We start from the raw sequence: 16875 nt of genomic DNA on the forward strand, positions 1-16875 counted from the left end.
AATTATTTTATTTGGTTCGTTACATCGCATTTTTAGTTATAAAAAGTTATAATATGATAGAAACTGTTCAAAATAAATGAGGTTATTGAAATGACAAAGCATGAACAAATTTTATCATATATAGAATCTCTAGCAGTTGGGCAAAAAATTTCTGTTAGAAAAATTGCGAAAGATCTCAACGTTTCTGAGGGAACAGCTTATCGCGCTATCAAAGATGCTGGCCAAATAGGTTTAGTAGCTACAATTGATAGGGTTGGTACTGTTCGCATTGAGAAGAAATCACGAGAACAAATTGAACAATTAACTTTTGCTGAAATTGTAAAGATTATAGATGGACAAGTACTAGGTGGTAGAAATGGATTAATTAAAACACTTACAAAGTTTGCGATTGGCGCGATGGAAATAGAAGATGTTGTAAAATATTTAAGTAATCATACTTTACTCATTGTAGGTAACCGTAAAGACGTACAATTAGCAGCATTAAAAAGAGGGAGTGCAGTACTTATTACAGGTGGGTTTAACACTTCACCCGAAATAATCAAATATGCAGATGAACACGATTTACCTATACTATCGTCGAATTATGATACATACCTAGTTGCAAATATTATTAATAGAGCAATGTATAATCAAATGATTCGCAAAGAAATTTTGGTCGTGGAGGACATAGTTAAACCTGTAAATGAAGATACAGTAGTCTTTGATCATATGTCTCTTAATGACTATAAAGTTAAGGCAAGTGAAACGGGACATTCAAGATTTCCGGTTATAGATGACGAATGGCGACTTGTTGGGATAGTTACTAGTAAAGAGATTATAAAGATGGAAGAAAATGATACACTTGCACAATTTATGACCAAAGCGCCAATTAACGTTCAATTGTCAACGACTGTTGCTAATTGTGCGCATATGATGATATGGGAAGGTATTGAGTTGTTACCAGTGATCACTCCAAGTAAGAAGCTTATAGGAGTTATTACAAGAAAAGATGTACTGACAGCTATGCAATTACTAAGTAGACAACCTCAAGTCGGTGAAACAATCAACGATCAAATTGCAAAGCATATTACGATTGCTAATGATGGTATACAAGTGCAAACCACCCCATTACTAACTAACCAGTATGGTACATTAAGTAAAGCAGTTTTTGTAGCAATCATAGAAGAAACTGTACGTTATGAAATGAGAAAACTAAAAAAACTGGAAGTTATGATAGAAAGTTTGAATATTATATATATCAAAACCGTTCAAATTGAGTCAGAAATACATGTACGTTATGAAATGTTAGATGTCGGAAGAAATTTTGCTAAATTAGAGACGACAATGACAAGCGATGGTCAGCAAGTAGCTAAAGCTATGATTATATGTCAGATGATAGATTAAATACAAAATTGAAAAGGAAGATAGAGATGACTAAAGCATTTAACCAAATTATGCAAGAAATCGAAGCAGCAGAAACAATTATTATACATAGGCATGTAAGACCTGATCCAGATGCCTATGGCTCACAATTAGGATTAAAAAATTATCTAAAATTAAAGTTTCCTGATAAAAGTATATATGCAGTTGGAGAGTCCGAACCTTCGCTAGACTTTATAGGTACATTTGATGACGTAGCTGATGAGCAATACAAAAATGCACTAGTTATTGTTTGTGATACTGCTAACGCACCTAGAATTAGTGATGAACGTTTTAACAAAGGGCGTAAGTTAATCAAGATTGATCATCACCCAGCGGTGGATCAATATGGTGATATTAATTACGTGAATGATCAAGCGTCATCAACAAGTGAAATTATATTTGATTTTATTGAACATTTTAATGATTTATCAATTATAGATGGTTCGGTGGCAAGGGTACTTTATCTAGGTATTGTAGGGGATACGGGACGTTTCTTATTTAACAATACAACTTCTCATACAATGAACGTTGCGAGCCAATTATTGACCTTCCCATTCAGTCACAATGAGGAACTTAATAAAATGGGTGAAAAAGATCCAAAATTATTACCTTTCCAAGGTTATGTCTTACAACATTTTGACTTGAACGAAAAAGGGTTTTGTAAAGTTATCATTACTAAAGACATCCTTGAAAAATTTGATATTGCAGCGAATGAAGCATCATTATTTGTAAACACAATTGCAGATATACAAGGTTTGAAAATATGGGTATTTGCTGTAGATGAAGGTACCGAGATTAGATGTCGTATCAGATCTAAAGGCATCATAATTAATGATGTAGCTAGTGACTTTGGTGGCGGCGGACACCCAAATGCTTCAGGTGTATCTGTAAGCGATTGGAACCATTTTAACGAATTGGCAGACGCGTTAAATAATAAATTATAGAAAGATTGGAGGTATTTGCTGATGGTAGTACATTTAAATGTTCATACGACGTATGATTTGTTGTATTCGAGTTTGAGAATTAAAGATGTCGTTGCTAAAGCTGCTAAAGAAGGTTACACAGCATTAGCTATAACAGATACAAATGTATTATATGGTTATCCACAATTTTATGATGCGTGTATCGCAGCAAATATTCATCCTATCTTTGGTATGACACTCAATGTTACCGATGGATTAGATGTCGTTGAAACAATAGTATTAGCGCGAGACAATAAAGGCCTTAAAGATTTATTTAAGTTATCTTCTGCTATAAAAATGAAAGAAAAAACAGAAACACCTTTAGAATGGCTGAAAAAATATGTTGAACACCTTGTTGTTATTTTTAAAGACGTTTCGTCATCTAATGAAGCTTTAGTAACAAAATTAGAGGGTCACTCACATATATATGTCAATCACACGAGCCTTTATACATTTGATTTGCCAGTAGTATGGGCACAAAGTACGCGCTATCTAAATAAACAAGACGCAGAAACACTTACTGCGCTATCAGCTATTAAAGATAATAGTAAACTAGACTTAGTTAGTGAACCGATAGATTATGATGCACATCTATATTCGAAAGTAGAGCTAGAATATTTAGAATTGAGTGAAACTGTATGGGAACATACAAATCAGCTTGAAACTATCTGTCAAGCAGAAATGGTTTACAATCAGTCACTCTTACCTAAATTCGAAACACCGAATAATACACAGTCAAGTCAATATTTATGGCAAATATTAGAAACTAAATTAAATGACTTGAATTTAAACCAAGCGCATTTTGATATTTATAAGCAACGTTTATTACATGAATATAAAGTTATTACTGATATGGGATTTGAAGATTATTTTTTAATAGTAAGTGATTTGATTCATTATGCTAAGACGCATGATGTATTAGTAGGGCCAGGACGTGGCTCAGCGGCTGGCTCTTTAGTCAGTTATTTATTAAACATTACAACGATAGACCCCATTCAATATAATCTATTATTCGAGCGCTTTTTAAATCCAGAACGTGTAACCATGCCAGATATTGATATAGATTTTGAAGATACACATCGAGAAAAAGTGATCCAATATGTCCAAGAGAAATATGGTGATAATCATGTAGCTGGTATCGTTACTTTTGGTCATCTCCTCGCAAGGGCTGTGGCTAGAGATGTGGGTAGAATTATGAGTTTTGATGAAATAACTTTGAATGAAATATCGAAATTAATCCCGCATAAATTAGGCATCACATTAGATGAGGCTTACCAACAAGAAGACTTTAAGCAATTTGTTCATCGTAATCATCGCAACGAACGTTGGTTTGAAATATGTAAAAAACTAGAAGGACTCCCGCGTCACACTTCTACACATGCGGCAGGTATAATTATAAATGATCATCCACTTTATGATTATGCGCCACTTATATTAGGTGATACAGGATTGTTGACGCAGTGGACAATGACTGAAGCAGAAAGAATCGGATTGTTGAAAATTGACTTCTTAGGATTAAGAAACCTCTCAATAATCCATCAAATCATAAAACAAGTTAAATATGACATGCAAATCGACATTGATATAGAACAAATACCTTTTGATGATCAACAAGTATTTCAATTGTTATCCCAAGGCGATACAACTGGTATTTTCCAGTTAGAATCCGATGGGATTAGAAATGTATTAAAGAGGTTACAGCCTGAACATTTTGAAGATATAGTTGCCGTCACCTCACTTTATCGTCCTGGCCCAATGGAAGAGATACCAACTTATATTTCTCGCCGACATAACCCGGATAAAGTACAATATTTACATCGAGATTTAGCACCAATATTATCGAAGACTTATGGTGTCATTATTTATCAAGAACAAATCATGCAAATTGCGAGTAAATTTGCGAATTTCAATTATGGCGAAGCGGATATTTTACGTCGAGCTATGAGTAAAAAAAATCGTGCTGTACTTGAAAGCGAAAGACAACATTTTGTAAACGGTGCGATGAAAAATGGTTATGAAGAAGTATTGAGTAAACAGATTTTTGATTTGATTTTAAAATTCGCTGATTATGGCTTCGCTCGTGCTCACGCAGTAAGTTATTCAAAAATTGCGTATATAATGGGATATTTAAAAGTACATTACCCAAACTATTTTTATGCGAATATATTAAGTAACTCAATTGGCAGTGAGAAGAAAACTGCACAAATGGTTGATGAGGCAAAACATCAAAATATCAATATCTTAGCGCCCAATATTAATTATAGTCATTGGTTTTATAAAGCGACTAAAAAAGGGATATATTTATCGCTTGGTACGATTAAAGGTATAGGATATCAAAGTGTCAAACTAATCGTGGAAGAACGAAAAGAAAATGGTAACTACAAGGATTTCTTTGACTTTACAAGACGCATACCTAAAAGAATTAAATCTAGGAAATTATTAGAGGCATTGATACTTGTAGGTGCTTTTGATACATTAGGTAAAAATCGTGCTACATTATTACAATCTATAGATCAAGTGTTAGATGATGTGTCAGATGTTGAACAAGATGGGTTTATATTTGATGTACTAACGCCAAAAACGAATTACGAAGATAAAGAAGAGTTGCCAGACAAAGTGCTAAGTGATTACGAAAAAGAATATTTAGGGTTTTATGTATCAACACACCCTGTTGAGAAAGCATTTGAACAAAAACAATATTTGGGTATTTATAAATTAGCCAACGCTAGAGATCATCAACCTATTTTTATTCAAATTGATAGCTTTAAAAAGATTAGAACTAAAAATGGTCAAAATATGGCTTTTATAACATTGAATGACGGTATCAATAATTTAGATGGCGTTGTTTTCCCTGAAACATTTAAAAAATACGAAACTGAATTGAACAAAGATCAAATGTTAATAATAAGTGGGAAATATGAAAAAAGAAATAATAAACAGCAACTTATTATAAATAAAATTGAATCAATTGAAAGTTTTGAACAATCAAAATTTCACCATGCACAAAAAATTGTTATTCGTAACCTTGACGATGAGTTAGGGATAGATCAAATTTTAACGAAAGATACAAATGAAAGTAATATTCCTGTACAATATTTTGATGAAAGTCAAAATGCAATAAAGACAATCGGCTTTATTCCTAGAGAAAATATTATAATAGAAAAATTGATTCAACACTTTTCACCATGGGATATTCGAATTATTTAACTTTAATAGCGCTATAAACTATGGTATAGTAAACTGATGGTTGAGCATAAATTTACCATCAGTTTTTATTTTCTATAAATTAAGATTCTAAAAATATATAATAATTTAGCTGTGTATATATTTTTATTACAAATAATAACTTCAAGAGTAAATTGGCAAAAATGTTAACGATATCATTTGTAATTTGAGTTGCTTTGTAATAAAAATATATATGAAATGATATTTATACTAATCGAATGTAAAGGGGTAGGTTTACATGACTTTGAGAGACGACGCTTTAGAAATGCACAGAAGAAATCAAGGGAAATTACAAGTTTCACCGAAAGTAAAAGTTACGAATAAAGAAGAGTTAAGCTTAGCTTACTCTCCAGGCGTAGCAGAACCATGTAAGGAAATTCATGAAGATAAACGTAAAGTTTTTGAATACACAATGAAAGGCAATACGGTAGCAGTTGTAACTGATGGTACAGCAGTTTTAGGTTTAGGTGATATTGGTCCTGAAGCGAGTATACCTGTTATGGAAGGTAAAGCTGTACTCTTTAAGAGTTTCTCTGGAATTGACGGGGTGCCAATTGCATTAGACACAACTGATACCGATGAAATAGTTAATACAGTGAAATTACTAGAGCCTAATTATGGCGGAATAAATTTAGAAGACATTTCTGCGCCACGTTGTTTTGAAATTGAGGAACGTTTAAAAAAAGAAACAAAAATTCCTGTTTTTCATGATGATCAACACGGTACAGCAATCGTTACAGTTGCAGGTATGATTAATGCGTTAAGAATTGTAGGTAAAGATTTATCTGACATTAAAGTAGTATTAAATGGCGCTGGTGCAGCAGGTATAGCTATTGTGAAATTACTTTATTCTTATGGCGTAAGAGATATGATTATGTGTGATTCAAAAGGTGCGATTTATGAGGATCGTTCGTTTGGAATGAATGATACGAAATCTTACGTTGCAAGATGGACAAACAGGGATAGAATTGATGGTAGCTTAAGTGATGTAATTAAAGATGCCGATGTATTTATTGGTGTATCAGTAGCAGATTTATTATCAAAAGAAATGGTAGAATCTATGGCAGATGACCCTATTATCTTTGCTATGGCAAATCCAAACCCAGAAATCAACCCTGATGTAGCAAAAGAAGCTGGAGCTAAGGTGATTGGTACAGGTCGTTCAGATTATCCTAACCAAATTAATAATGTGTTAGCGTTCCCAGGAATTTTCAGAGGTGCATTAGACGTAGAAGCTACACACATCAATGAATCAATGAAACAAGCAGCGGTTGAAGCAATTGCTAATCTAATTAATGCAGATGAGTTAAACCCGGATTATTGTATTCCAGGTCCTTTCGATAAACGTGTAGCACCTTCAGTGGCAAGAGAAGTTGCGAAAGCTGCAATGGAATCAGGTGTTGCTAGAATAGACGTTAATCCTGAAGATGTTTATGACAAAACAATGAAATTAACAGACTTAGATAAATAATATTCATAAACGCTGATCACAAATATTATTCAAGAATAGTATTGAATTGAGATCGCGATGGTTAAGTGGAGGTTTACAATGTTTAAAGATTTTTTCAATAGAAGCAGTAAAAAGAAAAAGTACGTAACTGTATCTGATTCGAAACAAAGTGATGTACCAGCAGGGATTATGACAAAATGTCCTAAATGTAAAAAAATTATGTATACAAAAGAATTAGCGGAAAACTTAAATGTTTGTTTTAATTGCGATCACCATATTGCTTTAACAGCGCATAAACGCATTGAGGCTATTTCAGATGAAGGTACGTTTACTGAGTTTGATAGAGGAATGACCTCAGCTAATCCATTAGACTTTCCGAGTTATGAAGAGAAAATTCATAAAGATCAGCAAAAGACTGGTCTAAATGAAGCTGTAGTTACAGGAACAGCACAGTTAGATGGTATTACCTATGGCGTCGCTGTAATGGATGCTCGATTCAGAATGGGCAGTATGGGATCAGTGTTAGGTGAGAAAATTTGCAGAATTATTGAACACTGCATTGAAAATCGATTGCCGTTTATTTTGTTCTCGGCAAGTGGCGGGGCAAGAATGCAAGAAGGTATTATTTCATTAATGCAAATGGGTAAAACTAGTGTATCGTTGAAGAGACATTCTGACGCTGGTTTATTATATATTTCCTATATAACTAACCCGACAACAGGTGGCGTCTCTGCAAGCTTTGCATCTGTTGGTGATATCAACATCAGTGAACCTAAAGCATTGATAGGTTTTGCAGGCAGACGTGTAATTGAACAGACTATTAATGAAAAATTGCCTGATGATTTTCAAACATCTGAGTTTTTATTAGAGCATGGACAATTAGATAAGGTTGTTCATAGAAAAGAAATGAGAACGACGCTCTCTAATATTCTAAAAATGCATCAAGAGGTGAAAATAAATGCTTGATTTTGAAAAGCCACTTTTTGAAATAAAAAATAAAATCGAATCCTTAAAAGAATCTCAAGAAAAAAATGACGTGGACTTACAAGAAGAAATAGAAATGCTTGAAGCATCTTTAGATAGAGAAACTGAAAAAGTTTATACTAACCTTAAACCCTGGGACCGTGTACAATTAGCGCGTTTACAAGAGCGTCCAACATCATTAGACTATATTCCATATATTTTTGATTCATTTATTGAATTACATGGAGATAGAAATTATAGGGATGACCCAGCGATGATTGGTGGCATAGGTTATTTGAATGGTCAACCAGTCACTGTTGTAGGGCAACAACGTGGTAAAGATACAAAAGATAATATTTATCGTAATTTTGGTATGGCGCATCCAGAAGGTTATCGTAAAGCACTTAGATTAATGAAGCAAGCTGAAAAATTTAATAGGCCGATTATTACTTTTATCGATACAAAGGGTGCATACCCAGGTAAAGCTGCAGAAGAACGTGGTCAAAGTGAATCTATTGCGCGAAATTTAGTGGAAATGGCTTCGTTAACTGTACCTGTTATTTCAATTGTTATTGGTGAAGGTGGTAGTGGTGGTGCTTTAGGATTAGGTATTACTAATCGAATATTAATGCTTGAAAATAGTACATATTCTGTAATTTCTCCAGAAGGCGCGTCAGCATTATTATGGAAAGATAGTAACCTTGCAAAAATAGCAGCTGAAACAATGAAAATCACTGCAGAAGATTTACATGAATTAAAGATTGCAGATGAAGTAGTTAAAGAACCTTTAGGTGGCGCACATCAAGATATTGAAAAACAAGCTCAAAATATTAAACGCACTTTTGAGATACATTTAAAAGAATTAAGTTCATTCAGTAAAGAAAAACTCGTGGAAGATCGTTATCAAAAATTCAGAACGATAGGTTCTTATAAAGAATAATATAAAGACAAAGCGAAGTTCTAATAATTTAGAGCTTCGTTTTGTTTTTGTAAATAATTACCATTTAATTTGTTTAATTATTTTAAATAAAAGGTATTATATAAAAGGTCTAAACTTCTATTTATAATCAAAATAAAGGAAACGCTTTCTAAATGATTCGTTAGATTAAAAACGTTTACATTAGTCGCAAAGCCTTATTTTAATGGCACCAAGCGTAATTTTATGGTATTTTTAGAATAAGAAATACATGTTAGAAAGGTATGTCGTCATGAAAAAAATTGCAGTGTTGACAAGTGGTGGAGATTCTCCAGGCATGAATGCAGCAGTAAGAGCTGTAGTTAGAAAAGCGATTTACAATAACATTGAAGTTTATGGTGTTTACCAAGGCTATCAAGGTTTATTAAACGATGATATCGAGAAACTTGAACTCGGTTCAGTGGGAGACACGATTCAACGTGGCGGAACTTTTTTATATTCAGCAAGGTGTCCTGAATTTAAAGAAGTAGAAGCTCGTAAAAAAGGTATTGAGAATTTACGTAAAAGAGGCATCGAAGGACTTGTAGTTATTGGTGGAGACGGTAGCTATAGAGGTGCACAACGTATAAGTGAAGAATGTGAAGAAATTCAAACGATTGGAGTTCCAGGTACGATTGATAATGATATCAATGGTTCTGACTTTACGATTGGATTTGATACAGCATTAAATACCATAATTGATTGTGTTGATAAGATTCGAGATACTGCATCAAGTCATGCAAGAACATTTATCATTGAAGTTATGGGCCGTGATTGTGGTGATTTAGCACTTTGGGCTGGTCTTTCGGTCGGTGCAGAAACAATCATTGTTCCTGAAGTTGAGACTGATATGAAAGACGTAGCTGAAAAGATTGACAATGGTATCAAACGAGGCAAAAAACATTCAATTGTTATGGTTGCTGAAGGTTGTATGTCAGGTGAAGTTTGTGCTCAAGAACTAACTAAATACATTAATGTTGACGCTCGTGTTTCTGTGCTTGGCCACATCCAACGTGGTGGAAGTCCAAGTGGTGCAGATAGGGTTCTAGCTTCACGTCTTGGTGGTCATGCAGTGGATTTACTGTTAGAAGGTAAAACTGCAATTGGCGTTGGGATTAGAAACAATGAACTTACTGATACGTCATTTGAAGAAATATTTAGATCAAATGAACATGAATTTGACTTTGAAACTTTTGAATTAACGAACGAATTATCTATATAAAATACTGGGAGGAAATAATAATGAGAAAAACTAAAATTGTTTGTACAATTGGACCTGCGTCAGAATCAGAAGAAATGCTTGAGAAATTAATCAAAGCTGGAATGAATGTGGCGCGTTTAAACTTCTCTCATGGTGATCATGCAGAACATAAAGCGAGAATTGATACTATTCGCGAAGTTTCTAAGAGATTAGGAAAAACAGTTGGGATTTTACTAGACACTAAAGGTCCTGAAATTCGTACACACAACATGAAAGATGGCGTGATTGAACTCGAAAAGGGAAATGAAGTAATTGTTAGTATGACTGAAGTAGAAGGCACTTCAGAAAAATTCTCAGTAACTTATGATAATCTTATCAATGATGTAGACGAAGGTTCTTATATTCTATTAGATGATGGTTTAATCGAATTACAAGTTAAATCAATTGATAAAACTAATGGTGAAGTTCTTTGTGACATATTAAATACTGGAGAATTAAAAAATAAAAAAGGTGTTAACTTACCAGGCGTAAAAGTTAGTTTACCAGGTATCACTGATAAAGATGCTGAAGACATTAAATTTGGTATCAGTGAAGGTGTAGATTTTATTGCTGCAAGTTTCGTACGTCGTCCAAGCGATGTATTAGATATTCGTAAATTATTAGAAGCACAAAATAATACAAATATCAGCATTATTCCTAAAATTGAAAACCAAGAAGGAATTGACAATATCAAAGAAATTCTTGAAGTTTCTGATGGCTTAATGGTTGCTCGTGGTGATATGGGTGTTGAAATTCCACCGGAATCAGTGCCAATGGTACAAAAAGACTTAATTAGACAATGTAATAAATTAGGTAAACCTGTAATTACAGCAACTCAAATGTTAGACTCTATGCAACGTAACCCACGTGCTACACGTGCGGAAGCTAGTGACGTTGCCAATGCAATTTATGATGGCACAGATGCTGTTATGCTTTCTGGCGAAACAGCTGCAGGACAATATCCTGAAGAAGCTGTCAAAACTATGCGTAATATTGCTGTTTCAGCAGAAGCTGCTCAAGATTATAAAAAATTATTATCTGACCGTACTAAATTAGTTGAAACTTCACTAGTAAACGCAATTGGTGTATCAGTTGCGCATACTGCTTTAAACTTAAATGTTAAAGCGATTGTTGCCGCAACAGAAAGTGGTTCAACTGCGCGTACTATTTCTAAATATCGTCCGCAATCAGACATTATTGCCGTTACACCTAGTGCAGAAACAGCACGTCAATGTGCATTAGTTTGGGGCATCCACCCAGTAGTTAAAGAAGGACGTAAGACAACTGATGCATTATTAAATAATGCCGTAGCAACTGCAGTTGAAACTGAAAGAGTTCAAAATGGTGACTTAATTATTATCACTGCTGGTGTACCAACAGGTGAAAAAGGTACTACAAACATGATGAAATTACATCTTGTAGGGGACGAACTTGCTAAAGGTCAAGGCGTTGGAAGAAACTCAGTTGTCGGACAAACACTAGTTGTGAATGACGCTAGTGAATTAGAAGGTAAAGATTTATCAGAATCAATTATCGTTACAACTTCTGTAGATGAAACGCTTGTACCTTATATTGAGAAAGCAATTGGTCTTATTACAGAAGAAAATGGTATTACATCACCAAGCGCAATTATTGGATTGGAAAAAGGAATTCCTACAATTGTAGGCGTTGAAAATGCTACTAAAAATATCCAGAATGATGTTTTAATTACTGTAGATGCTAATCAAGGTAAAATCTTCGAAGGTTATGCAAACGTACTATAATTTAATAGATGTTTAGTTTGGTAACTTAATTTAAACTATATTAAATCTAGAGTATGTTTACTTAGATTTATAATAAAAGGACGAAGCCATAAATTAGATGGCTTCGTCCTTTTTGTGGTATTACCAAGTTTAAAGCAGGTTATACTAAACAGTATTCATACTCATATAAATTGTGTTGAGTATAGACACAAAAAAACGGAACATCAATAGATGTCCCGTTTTTTGCGGTTTATCTGGTGTTACTGTTTATAAGCTTATTACTGCTTACGTGACACTTGTTTATAACGTAGATACATAAGAGTTAATAAGACAAACCAAATAGGTGTTAAAAATACTGCTATTCTTGTATCAGTATTTACAAATAATAAACAAAATACTAATAAGAAGAAAGTTAAAATAACATACCCCATATATTTTCCACCTGGTAATTTAAATGTTGCTCTTTTATGTAGTTCAGGATTTCTACGATGGTAATTGATATATGCTACTGTGATTAATCCCCAAACAACAATAAATAATACGGTTGAAACGGTTGTGATATATGTGAAAACAAGTGTGGCATTTGGAATGATATAGTTTAATAGTGCTGCGATCATAAGCAATGCACACGATACAAATATTGCAATATGCGGCACGCCATTTTTATTTGTCTTTTCAAAGTAAGGTGGCGCTTGTTTTTGCGTTGAAAGTCCAAATAACATACGACTATTTGAGAAGATACCACTATTACAAGAAGAAGCCGCAGCTGTTAATACTACAAAGTTAATGATTCCTGCTGCAAAAGGAATACCAATTAGTGCGAACAATCTCACGAATGGACTTTCCTCAGGGTTAATTTGGTTCCATGGGATAATAGACATGATAACAGCTAACGCGCCTACATAGAATACTAATATACGAATAGGAACACTATTTACAGCTTTAGGCAATGTCTTTGTTGGATCTTTTGTTTCTCCGGCTGTTACTCCTATAAGTTCAATACCTACAAATGAGAACAATGCCATTTGGAAAGACATTACGAAACCACTCATACCTTTAGGGAATATTCCGTTGTTATATAAATTTGATAATGATGCATGTCCAAATTGCGTATCGTAAGCCATAATAATCATTATTGCACCAACTACTATTAATGCAATGATGGTAAATATTTTAATAAGCGCAAACCAAAACTCTAATTCACCAAATAATTTGGCACTTAATAAGTTTAGTGACATTAAGACAAGTACACAAAATAATGCACTTATCCAGTTAGGTATATTTGGAAACCAAAAACTCACGTATTTTGCAACAGCAGTTACTTCTGCCATACCAGTAATGATCCAACAGAGCCAATATGTCCAACCTGTTACAAAACCTGCAAATGGACCGATATAATGGTTTGTGACATCTGCAAATGATTTGAAATTTGTGTTTGTTACTAATATTTCTCCCAATCCACGCATAAACATAAAAAGCATAAAGCCAATTATGATATATGTAAGTAAAATAGAGGGGCCAGTTAACGCAATAGTCTGACCTGCTCCTAAAAATAGTCCTGTACCAATTGCTCCCCCGATTGCAATTAGCTGGATGTGACGATTACTTAGTTCTCTTTGTAATTCATGATTAGCCATAAAATTATACTCCTTTATTTAGTTAATTATTATTATGCTATGCAATATAAAATAAAACAACTATTTTTTTATATAGAGTCTATGGTGTTTAGTATAATAATACATTAATTATTTGTTATTAATCTTGATAACCAATTAAAAAGCTATAAAAATTGAAGTGAGCCACTTTCCATATTAAAATGAATTTATAACAATGTAAAAGATAGAAGTGTGTTATAGGGCATATAAACAAATAAGTATTTCATATTGATTTGGTAAGAAAATATACTCAAAATATTCACAAAAGAGTCAATGTTGGATATAATGAATTTTGAAAGCCATTTCATAATGAAATAGAAAAGGGGAATTTATATATGGCAGAGTTACAGAAAGGTTTAGAAGGGGTAATTGCATCTGAAACAAAAGTAAGTTCTATTATCGATAGCCAATTAACTTATGCTGGTTACGATATTGATGACTTAGCGCAGAATGCTGAATTTGAAGAAATTATCTTCTTATTATGGCATTATCGATTGCCAAATGAGGATGAATTAAAAGACTTAAAACAAAAACTGTTTGAATATATGACTTTAAATCCTAGAGTGTATAACCACTTTAAAGAATACGCGACAGGCAACGTTCATCCAATGACAGCTTTAAGAACTTCAGTTTCATATATTGCTCATTTTGACGAGCATGCTGAAGATGAAGAAGAAAGTCAAACACTGGATCGTGCTGTACGTATTCAAGCTAAGATTGCTTCATTAGTCACGGCATACGCACGTGTTAGAGAAGGAAAGGAAATTGTAAAACCAAGTAGTGATTTAAACTATGCGGGTAATTTCTTGTATATGTTAAGAGGAGAATTACCTTCTGAAATTGAAATTGAAGCATTTAATAAAGCACTTGTTTTACACGCGGATCATGAGTTGAACGCATCGACATTTACAGCTAGATGTGCAGTATCATCATTATCTGATATGTATTCAGGCATCGTAGCAGCTGTTGGTTCATTAAAAGGGCCACTTCACGGTGGTGCAAATGAACGTGTAATGAGCATGTTATCTGAAGTGAAGTCTATTGATGAAGTCGATGAATATATTGATAATAAAATTAAAAATAAAGAAAAAATTATGGGCTTTGGTCACCGCGTATACAAAGATGGCGACCCAAGAGCTAAATACTTAAAAGAAATGAGTAGAAAAATCACTTCAGAAACAGGCCAAAGTCAATTGTTTGATATTTCAGTCAAAATTGCAGATAAAATGAAAGCTGAAAAAGGATTGATAGCAAATGTCGATTTCTTTAGCGCGACTGTATATCATAGTATGAATATTGATCACGATTTATTCACTCCAATTTTTGCAGTAAGTAGAACTTCTGGTTGGATCGCTCATATCTTAGAACAGTATAGAGATAACAGAATTATGCGTCCAAGAGCTAAATATATTGGTGAAACAAATAGAACTTATGAGCCAATTGAAAAAAGATAAATTTTTAATTGAATAAATAATTCTATTTATAAAAATTGAAATTATTAACAATTCATGTATGATATTGGTTAGTACTACTAAAATAGAACTCAAAATTACGGAGGTTTTTTTACATGGCAGGAGAAAAAGTAGTTAAAACAAATGAAGGTTTAACAGTACCAAATAATCCAACTATTCCATTTATTATTGGTGACGGCATCGGCCCTGATATTTGGAATGCAGCAAGCCGCGTAATTGACGCTGCAGTTGAACAAGCTTATAACGGCGAAAAGAAAATCGAATGGAAAGAAGTATTAGCTGGCCAAAAAGCATACGATGAAACTGGCGAATGGCTACCTAAAGAAACACTTGAAACAATTGAAGAATATTTAATCGCGATTAAAGGCCCATTAACTACACCAATTGGTGGTGGAATTCGTTCACTGAATGTTGCTTTACGTCAAGAATTGGATTTATTCACATGTTTACGTCCAGTACGTTGGTTCCAAGGCGTCCCTTCACCTGTAAAACGTCCTGAAGATACAGATATGGTGATCTTCCGTGAAAATACTGAAGATATCTATGCTGGTATTGAATTTAAAGAAGGTACACCAGAAGCAAAAAAATTAATTGACTTTTTACAAGACGAAATGGGTGCCAAAAACATTAGATTCCCTGAAACATCAGGTATTGGTGTGAAACCAGTTTCTAAAGAAGGTACAGAACGTTTAGTTCGTGCATCAATTCAATATGCTATAGATAACAACCGTAAATCATTAACACTAGTACATAAAGGTAATATCATGAAATTTACTGAAGGTGCTTTCAAACAATGGGGTTATGATTTAGCGCATAATGAATTTGGAGATAAAGTATTTACATGGCAACAATACGATGAAATCGTTGAAAAAGAAGGTAAAGATGCTGCAAACGCTGCACAAGATCAAGCTGAAAAAGATGGTAAAATTATTGTTAAAGATTCAATTGCCGATATCTTTTTACAACAAATTCTAACTCGTCCAGCTGATCACGATGTAGTGGCTACGATGAACCTAAATGGTGACTATGTATCAGATGCGTTAGCTGCACAAGTTGGAGGTATTGGTATTGCTCCTGGTGCTAATATCAACTATGAAACTGGACATGCTATTTTCGAAGCTACACATGGTACTGCGCCAAAATACGCTGGATTAAACAAAGTGAATCCATCATCTGAGTTATTAAGTGCTGTATTAATGTTAGAGCATCTTGGATGGCAAGAAGCTGCTGATAAGATTACAAGTTCAATCGAAAAAACGATAGCTTCTAAAGTTGTAACTTATGACTTTGCTCGTCTAATGGACGGGGCAAAAGAAGTGTCTACTTCAGAATTCGCAGACGAATTAATTAAAAACTTATAATTCTATATAACAAAGCTAATATGCTTTGAATTAGAATCACTAGTTAAGTCTGAGACATGATAAGATGTCTCAGGCTTTTCTTTATCTAGTTATCTCGATGGATAGTAAAGAAATTATTATAGTAAAATTGATTATTTCTTCTCTCTATAAGTTTAAAACTTATAGTATAAAAAGAGTAAACTAGAGTAAGTCAGCTTTTTTTGATTAAATGTAAAAGTGTAATTTTTTAATGACTTTTAGCTGATATTTGTTTGACTATCATATAATAAGTGTTCATATTATGAATTAAATGTTAAGATTTTATTAACTAAGGGTAATTAGAATAGTGTAATCAATCAAGTGACTTGGCTAGATACTCTGTATGTTCTAAAGTCACAAATATCGTATGTATATTGGCGTAGTTTGCTAATAAGTGCATTGTAAAGTTTTTGTTAAAAAATTTTAAACTA

The 16875-nt window shown here is 33.5% G+C and carries 11 protein-coding genes; 10 read left to right on the forward strand and 1 reads right to left on the reverse strand.

Translation table 11 applies throughout. The features are described from left to right. Positions 1–90: 90 nt before the first annotated feature. The 8 genes from J5E45_RS00730 (at position 91) to pyk (ending at position 11959) form a co-directional block, all read left to right on the forward strand. Complete coding sequence (locus J5E45_RS00730) at positions 91–1383, forward strand: DRTGG domain-containing protein (protein ID WP_119585857.1); 1293 nt, start codon at positions 91–93, stop codon at positions 1381–1383. A 26-nt stretch (positions 1384–1409) separates the two neighbouring features. Then, positions 1410–2345, forward strand: a complete 936-nt coding sequence (locus tag J5E45_RS00735; RefSeq protein WP_101093724.1) for a DHH family phosphoesterase — start codon at positions 1410–1412, stop codon at positions 2343–2345. Positions 2346–2366: 21 nt separating this feature from the next. Continuing rightward, positions 2367–5570: a DNA polymerase III subunit alpha gene (locus tag J5E45_RS00740; protein WP_208181458.1), complete on the forward strand. Its 3204-nt coding sequence runs from the start codon at positions 2367–2369 to the stop codon at positions 5568–5570. Positions 5571–5826: 256 nt separating this feature from the next. After that, positions 5827–7059: an NADP-dependent malic enzyme gene (gene ystJ, locus J5E45_RS00745; protein WP_208181459.1), complete on the forward strand. Its 1233-nt coding sequence runs from the start codon at positions 5827–5829 to the stop codon at positions 7057–7059. Positions 7060–7137: 78 nt separating this feature from the next. Continuing rightward, complete coding sequence (gene accD / locus J5E45_RS00750; protein ID WP_039069843.1) at positions 7138–8004, forward strand: acetyl-CoA carboxylase, carboxyltransferase subunit beta; 867 nt, start codon at positions 7138–7140, stop codon at positions 8002–8004. Then, positions 7997–8941 (forward strand): acetyl-CoA carboxylase carboxyltransferase subunit alpha, encoded by a 945-nt coding sequence (locus J5E45_RS00755; protein ID WP_039069845.1) that lies wholly within the window; start codon positions 7997–7999, stop codon positions 8939–8941. Before accD ends, J5E45_RS00755 begins: the two co-directional genes overlap by 8 nt. Positions 8942–9209: 268 nt before the next feature. After that, a complete protein-coding gene (gene pfkA, locus J5E45_RS00760; protein WP_101049544.1) occupies positions 9210–10178 on the forward strand; it encodes a 6-phosphofructokinase in 969 nt (322 codons plus the stop codon). Between the two features lie 20 nt (positions 10179–10198). Next, positions 10199–11959 (forward strand): pyruvate kinase, encoded by a 1761-nt coding sequence (pyk, locus tag J5E45_RS00765; RefSeq protein ID WP_069792196.1) that lies wholly within the window; start codon positions 10199–10201, stop codon positions 11957–11959. Positions 11960–12216: 257 nt separating this feature from the next. On the opposite strand, the gene J5E45_RS00770 is transcribed toward pyk, so the two are convergent. Further along, a complete protein-coding gene (locus tag J5E45_RS00770; protein WP_039069395.1) occupies positions 12217–13575 on the reverse strand; it encodes an amino acid permease in 1359 nt (452 codons plus the stop codon). 353 nt (positions 13576–13928) lie between these two features. Here J5E45_RS00770 and J5E45_RS00775 point away from each other — a divergent pair, with 353 nt between their 5' ends. Further along, positions 13929–15047, forward strand: a complete 1119-nt coding sequence (locus tag J5E45_RS00775) for a citrate synthase (RefSeq protein ID WP_039069394.1) — start codon at positions 13929–13931, stop codon at positions 15045–15047. A gap of 113 nt (positions 15048–15160) precedes the next feature. After that, positions 15161–16426: an NADP-dependent isocitrate dehydrogenase gene (icd, locus tag J5E45_RS00780; RefSeq protein ID WP_039069393.1), complete on the forward strand. Its 1266-nt coding sequence runs from the start codon at positions 15161–15163 to the stop codon at positions 16424–16426. Positions 16427–16875: the final 449 nt, after the last annotated feature.

The organism is Staphylococcus shinii (assembly GCF_017583065.1).
GTDB lineage: Bacteria > Bacillota > Bacilli > Staphylococcales > Staphylococcaceae > Staphylococcus > Staphylococcus shinii.

Excerpts from the sequence above, each read along its gene's own strand:
- J5E45_RS00730 (WP_119585857.1), top strand. The coding sequence starts at position 91 with ATGACAAAGCATGAACAAATTTTATCATATATAGAATCTCTAGCAGTT.
- J5E45_RS00735 (WP_101093724.1), top strand. The coding sequence starts at position 1,410 with ATGACTAAAGCATTTAACCAAATTATGCAAGAAATCGAAGCAGCAGAA.
- J5E45_RS00740 (WP_208181458.1), top strand. The coding sequence starts at position 2,367 with ATGGTAGTACATTTAAATGTTCATACGACGTATGATTTGTTGTATTCG.
- ystJ (WP_208181459.1), top strand. The coding sequence starts at position 5,827 with ATGACTTTGAGAGACGACGCTTTAGAAATGCACAGAAGAAATCAAGGG.
- accD (WP_039069843.1), top strand. The coding sequence starts at position 7,138 with ATGTTTAAAGATTTTTTCAATAGAAGCAGTAAAAAGAAAAAGTACGTA.
- J5E45_RS00755 (WP_039069845.1), top strand. The coding sequence starts at position 7,997 with ATGCTTGATTTTGAAAAGCCACTTTTTGAAATAAAAAATAAAATCGAA.
- pfkA (WP_101049544.1), top strand. The coding sequence starts at position 9,210 with ATGAAAAAAATTGCAGTGTTGACAAGTGGTGGAGATTCTCCAGGCATG.
- pyk (WP_069792196.1), top strand. The coding sequence starts at position 10,199 with ATGAGAAAAACTAAAATTGTTTGTACAATTGGACCTGCGTCAGAATCA.
- J5E45_RS00770 (WP_039069395.1), bottom strand. The coding sequence starts at position 13,575 with ATGGCTAATCATGAATTACAAAGAGAACTAAGTAATCGTCACATCCAG.
- J5E45_RS00775 (WP_039069394.1), top strand. The coding sequence starts at position 13,929 with ATGGCAGAGTTACAGAAAGGTTTAGAAGGGGTAATTGCATCTGAAACA.
- icd (WP_039069393.1), top strand. The coding sequence starts at position 15,161 with ATGGCAGGAGAAAAAGTAGTTAAAACAAATGAAGGTTTAACAGTACCA.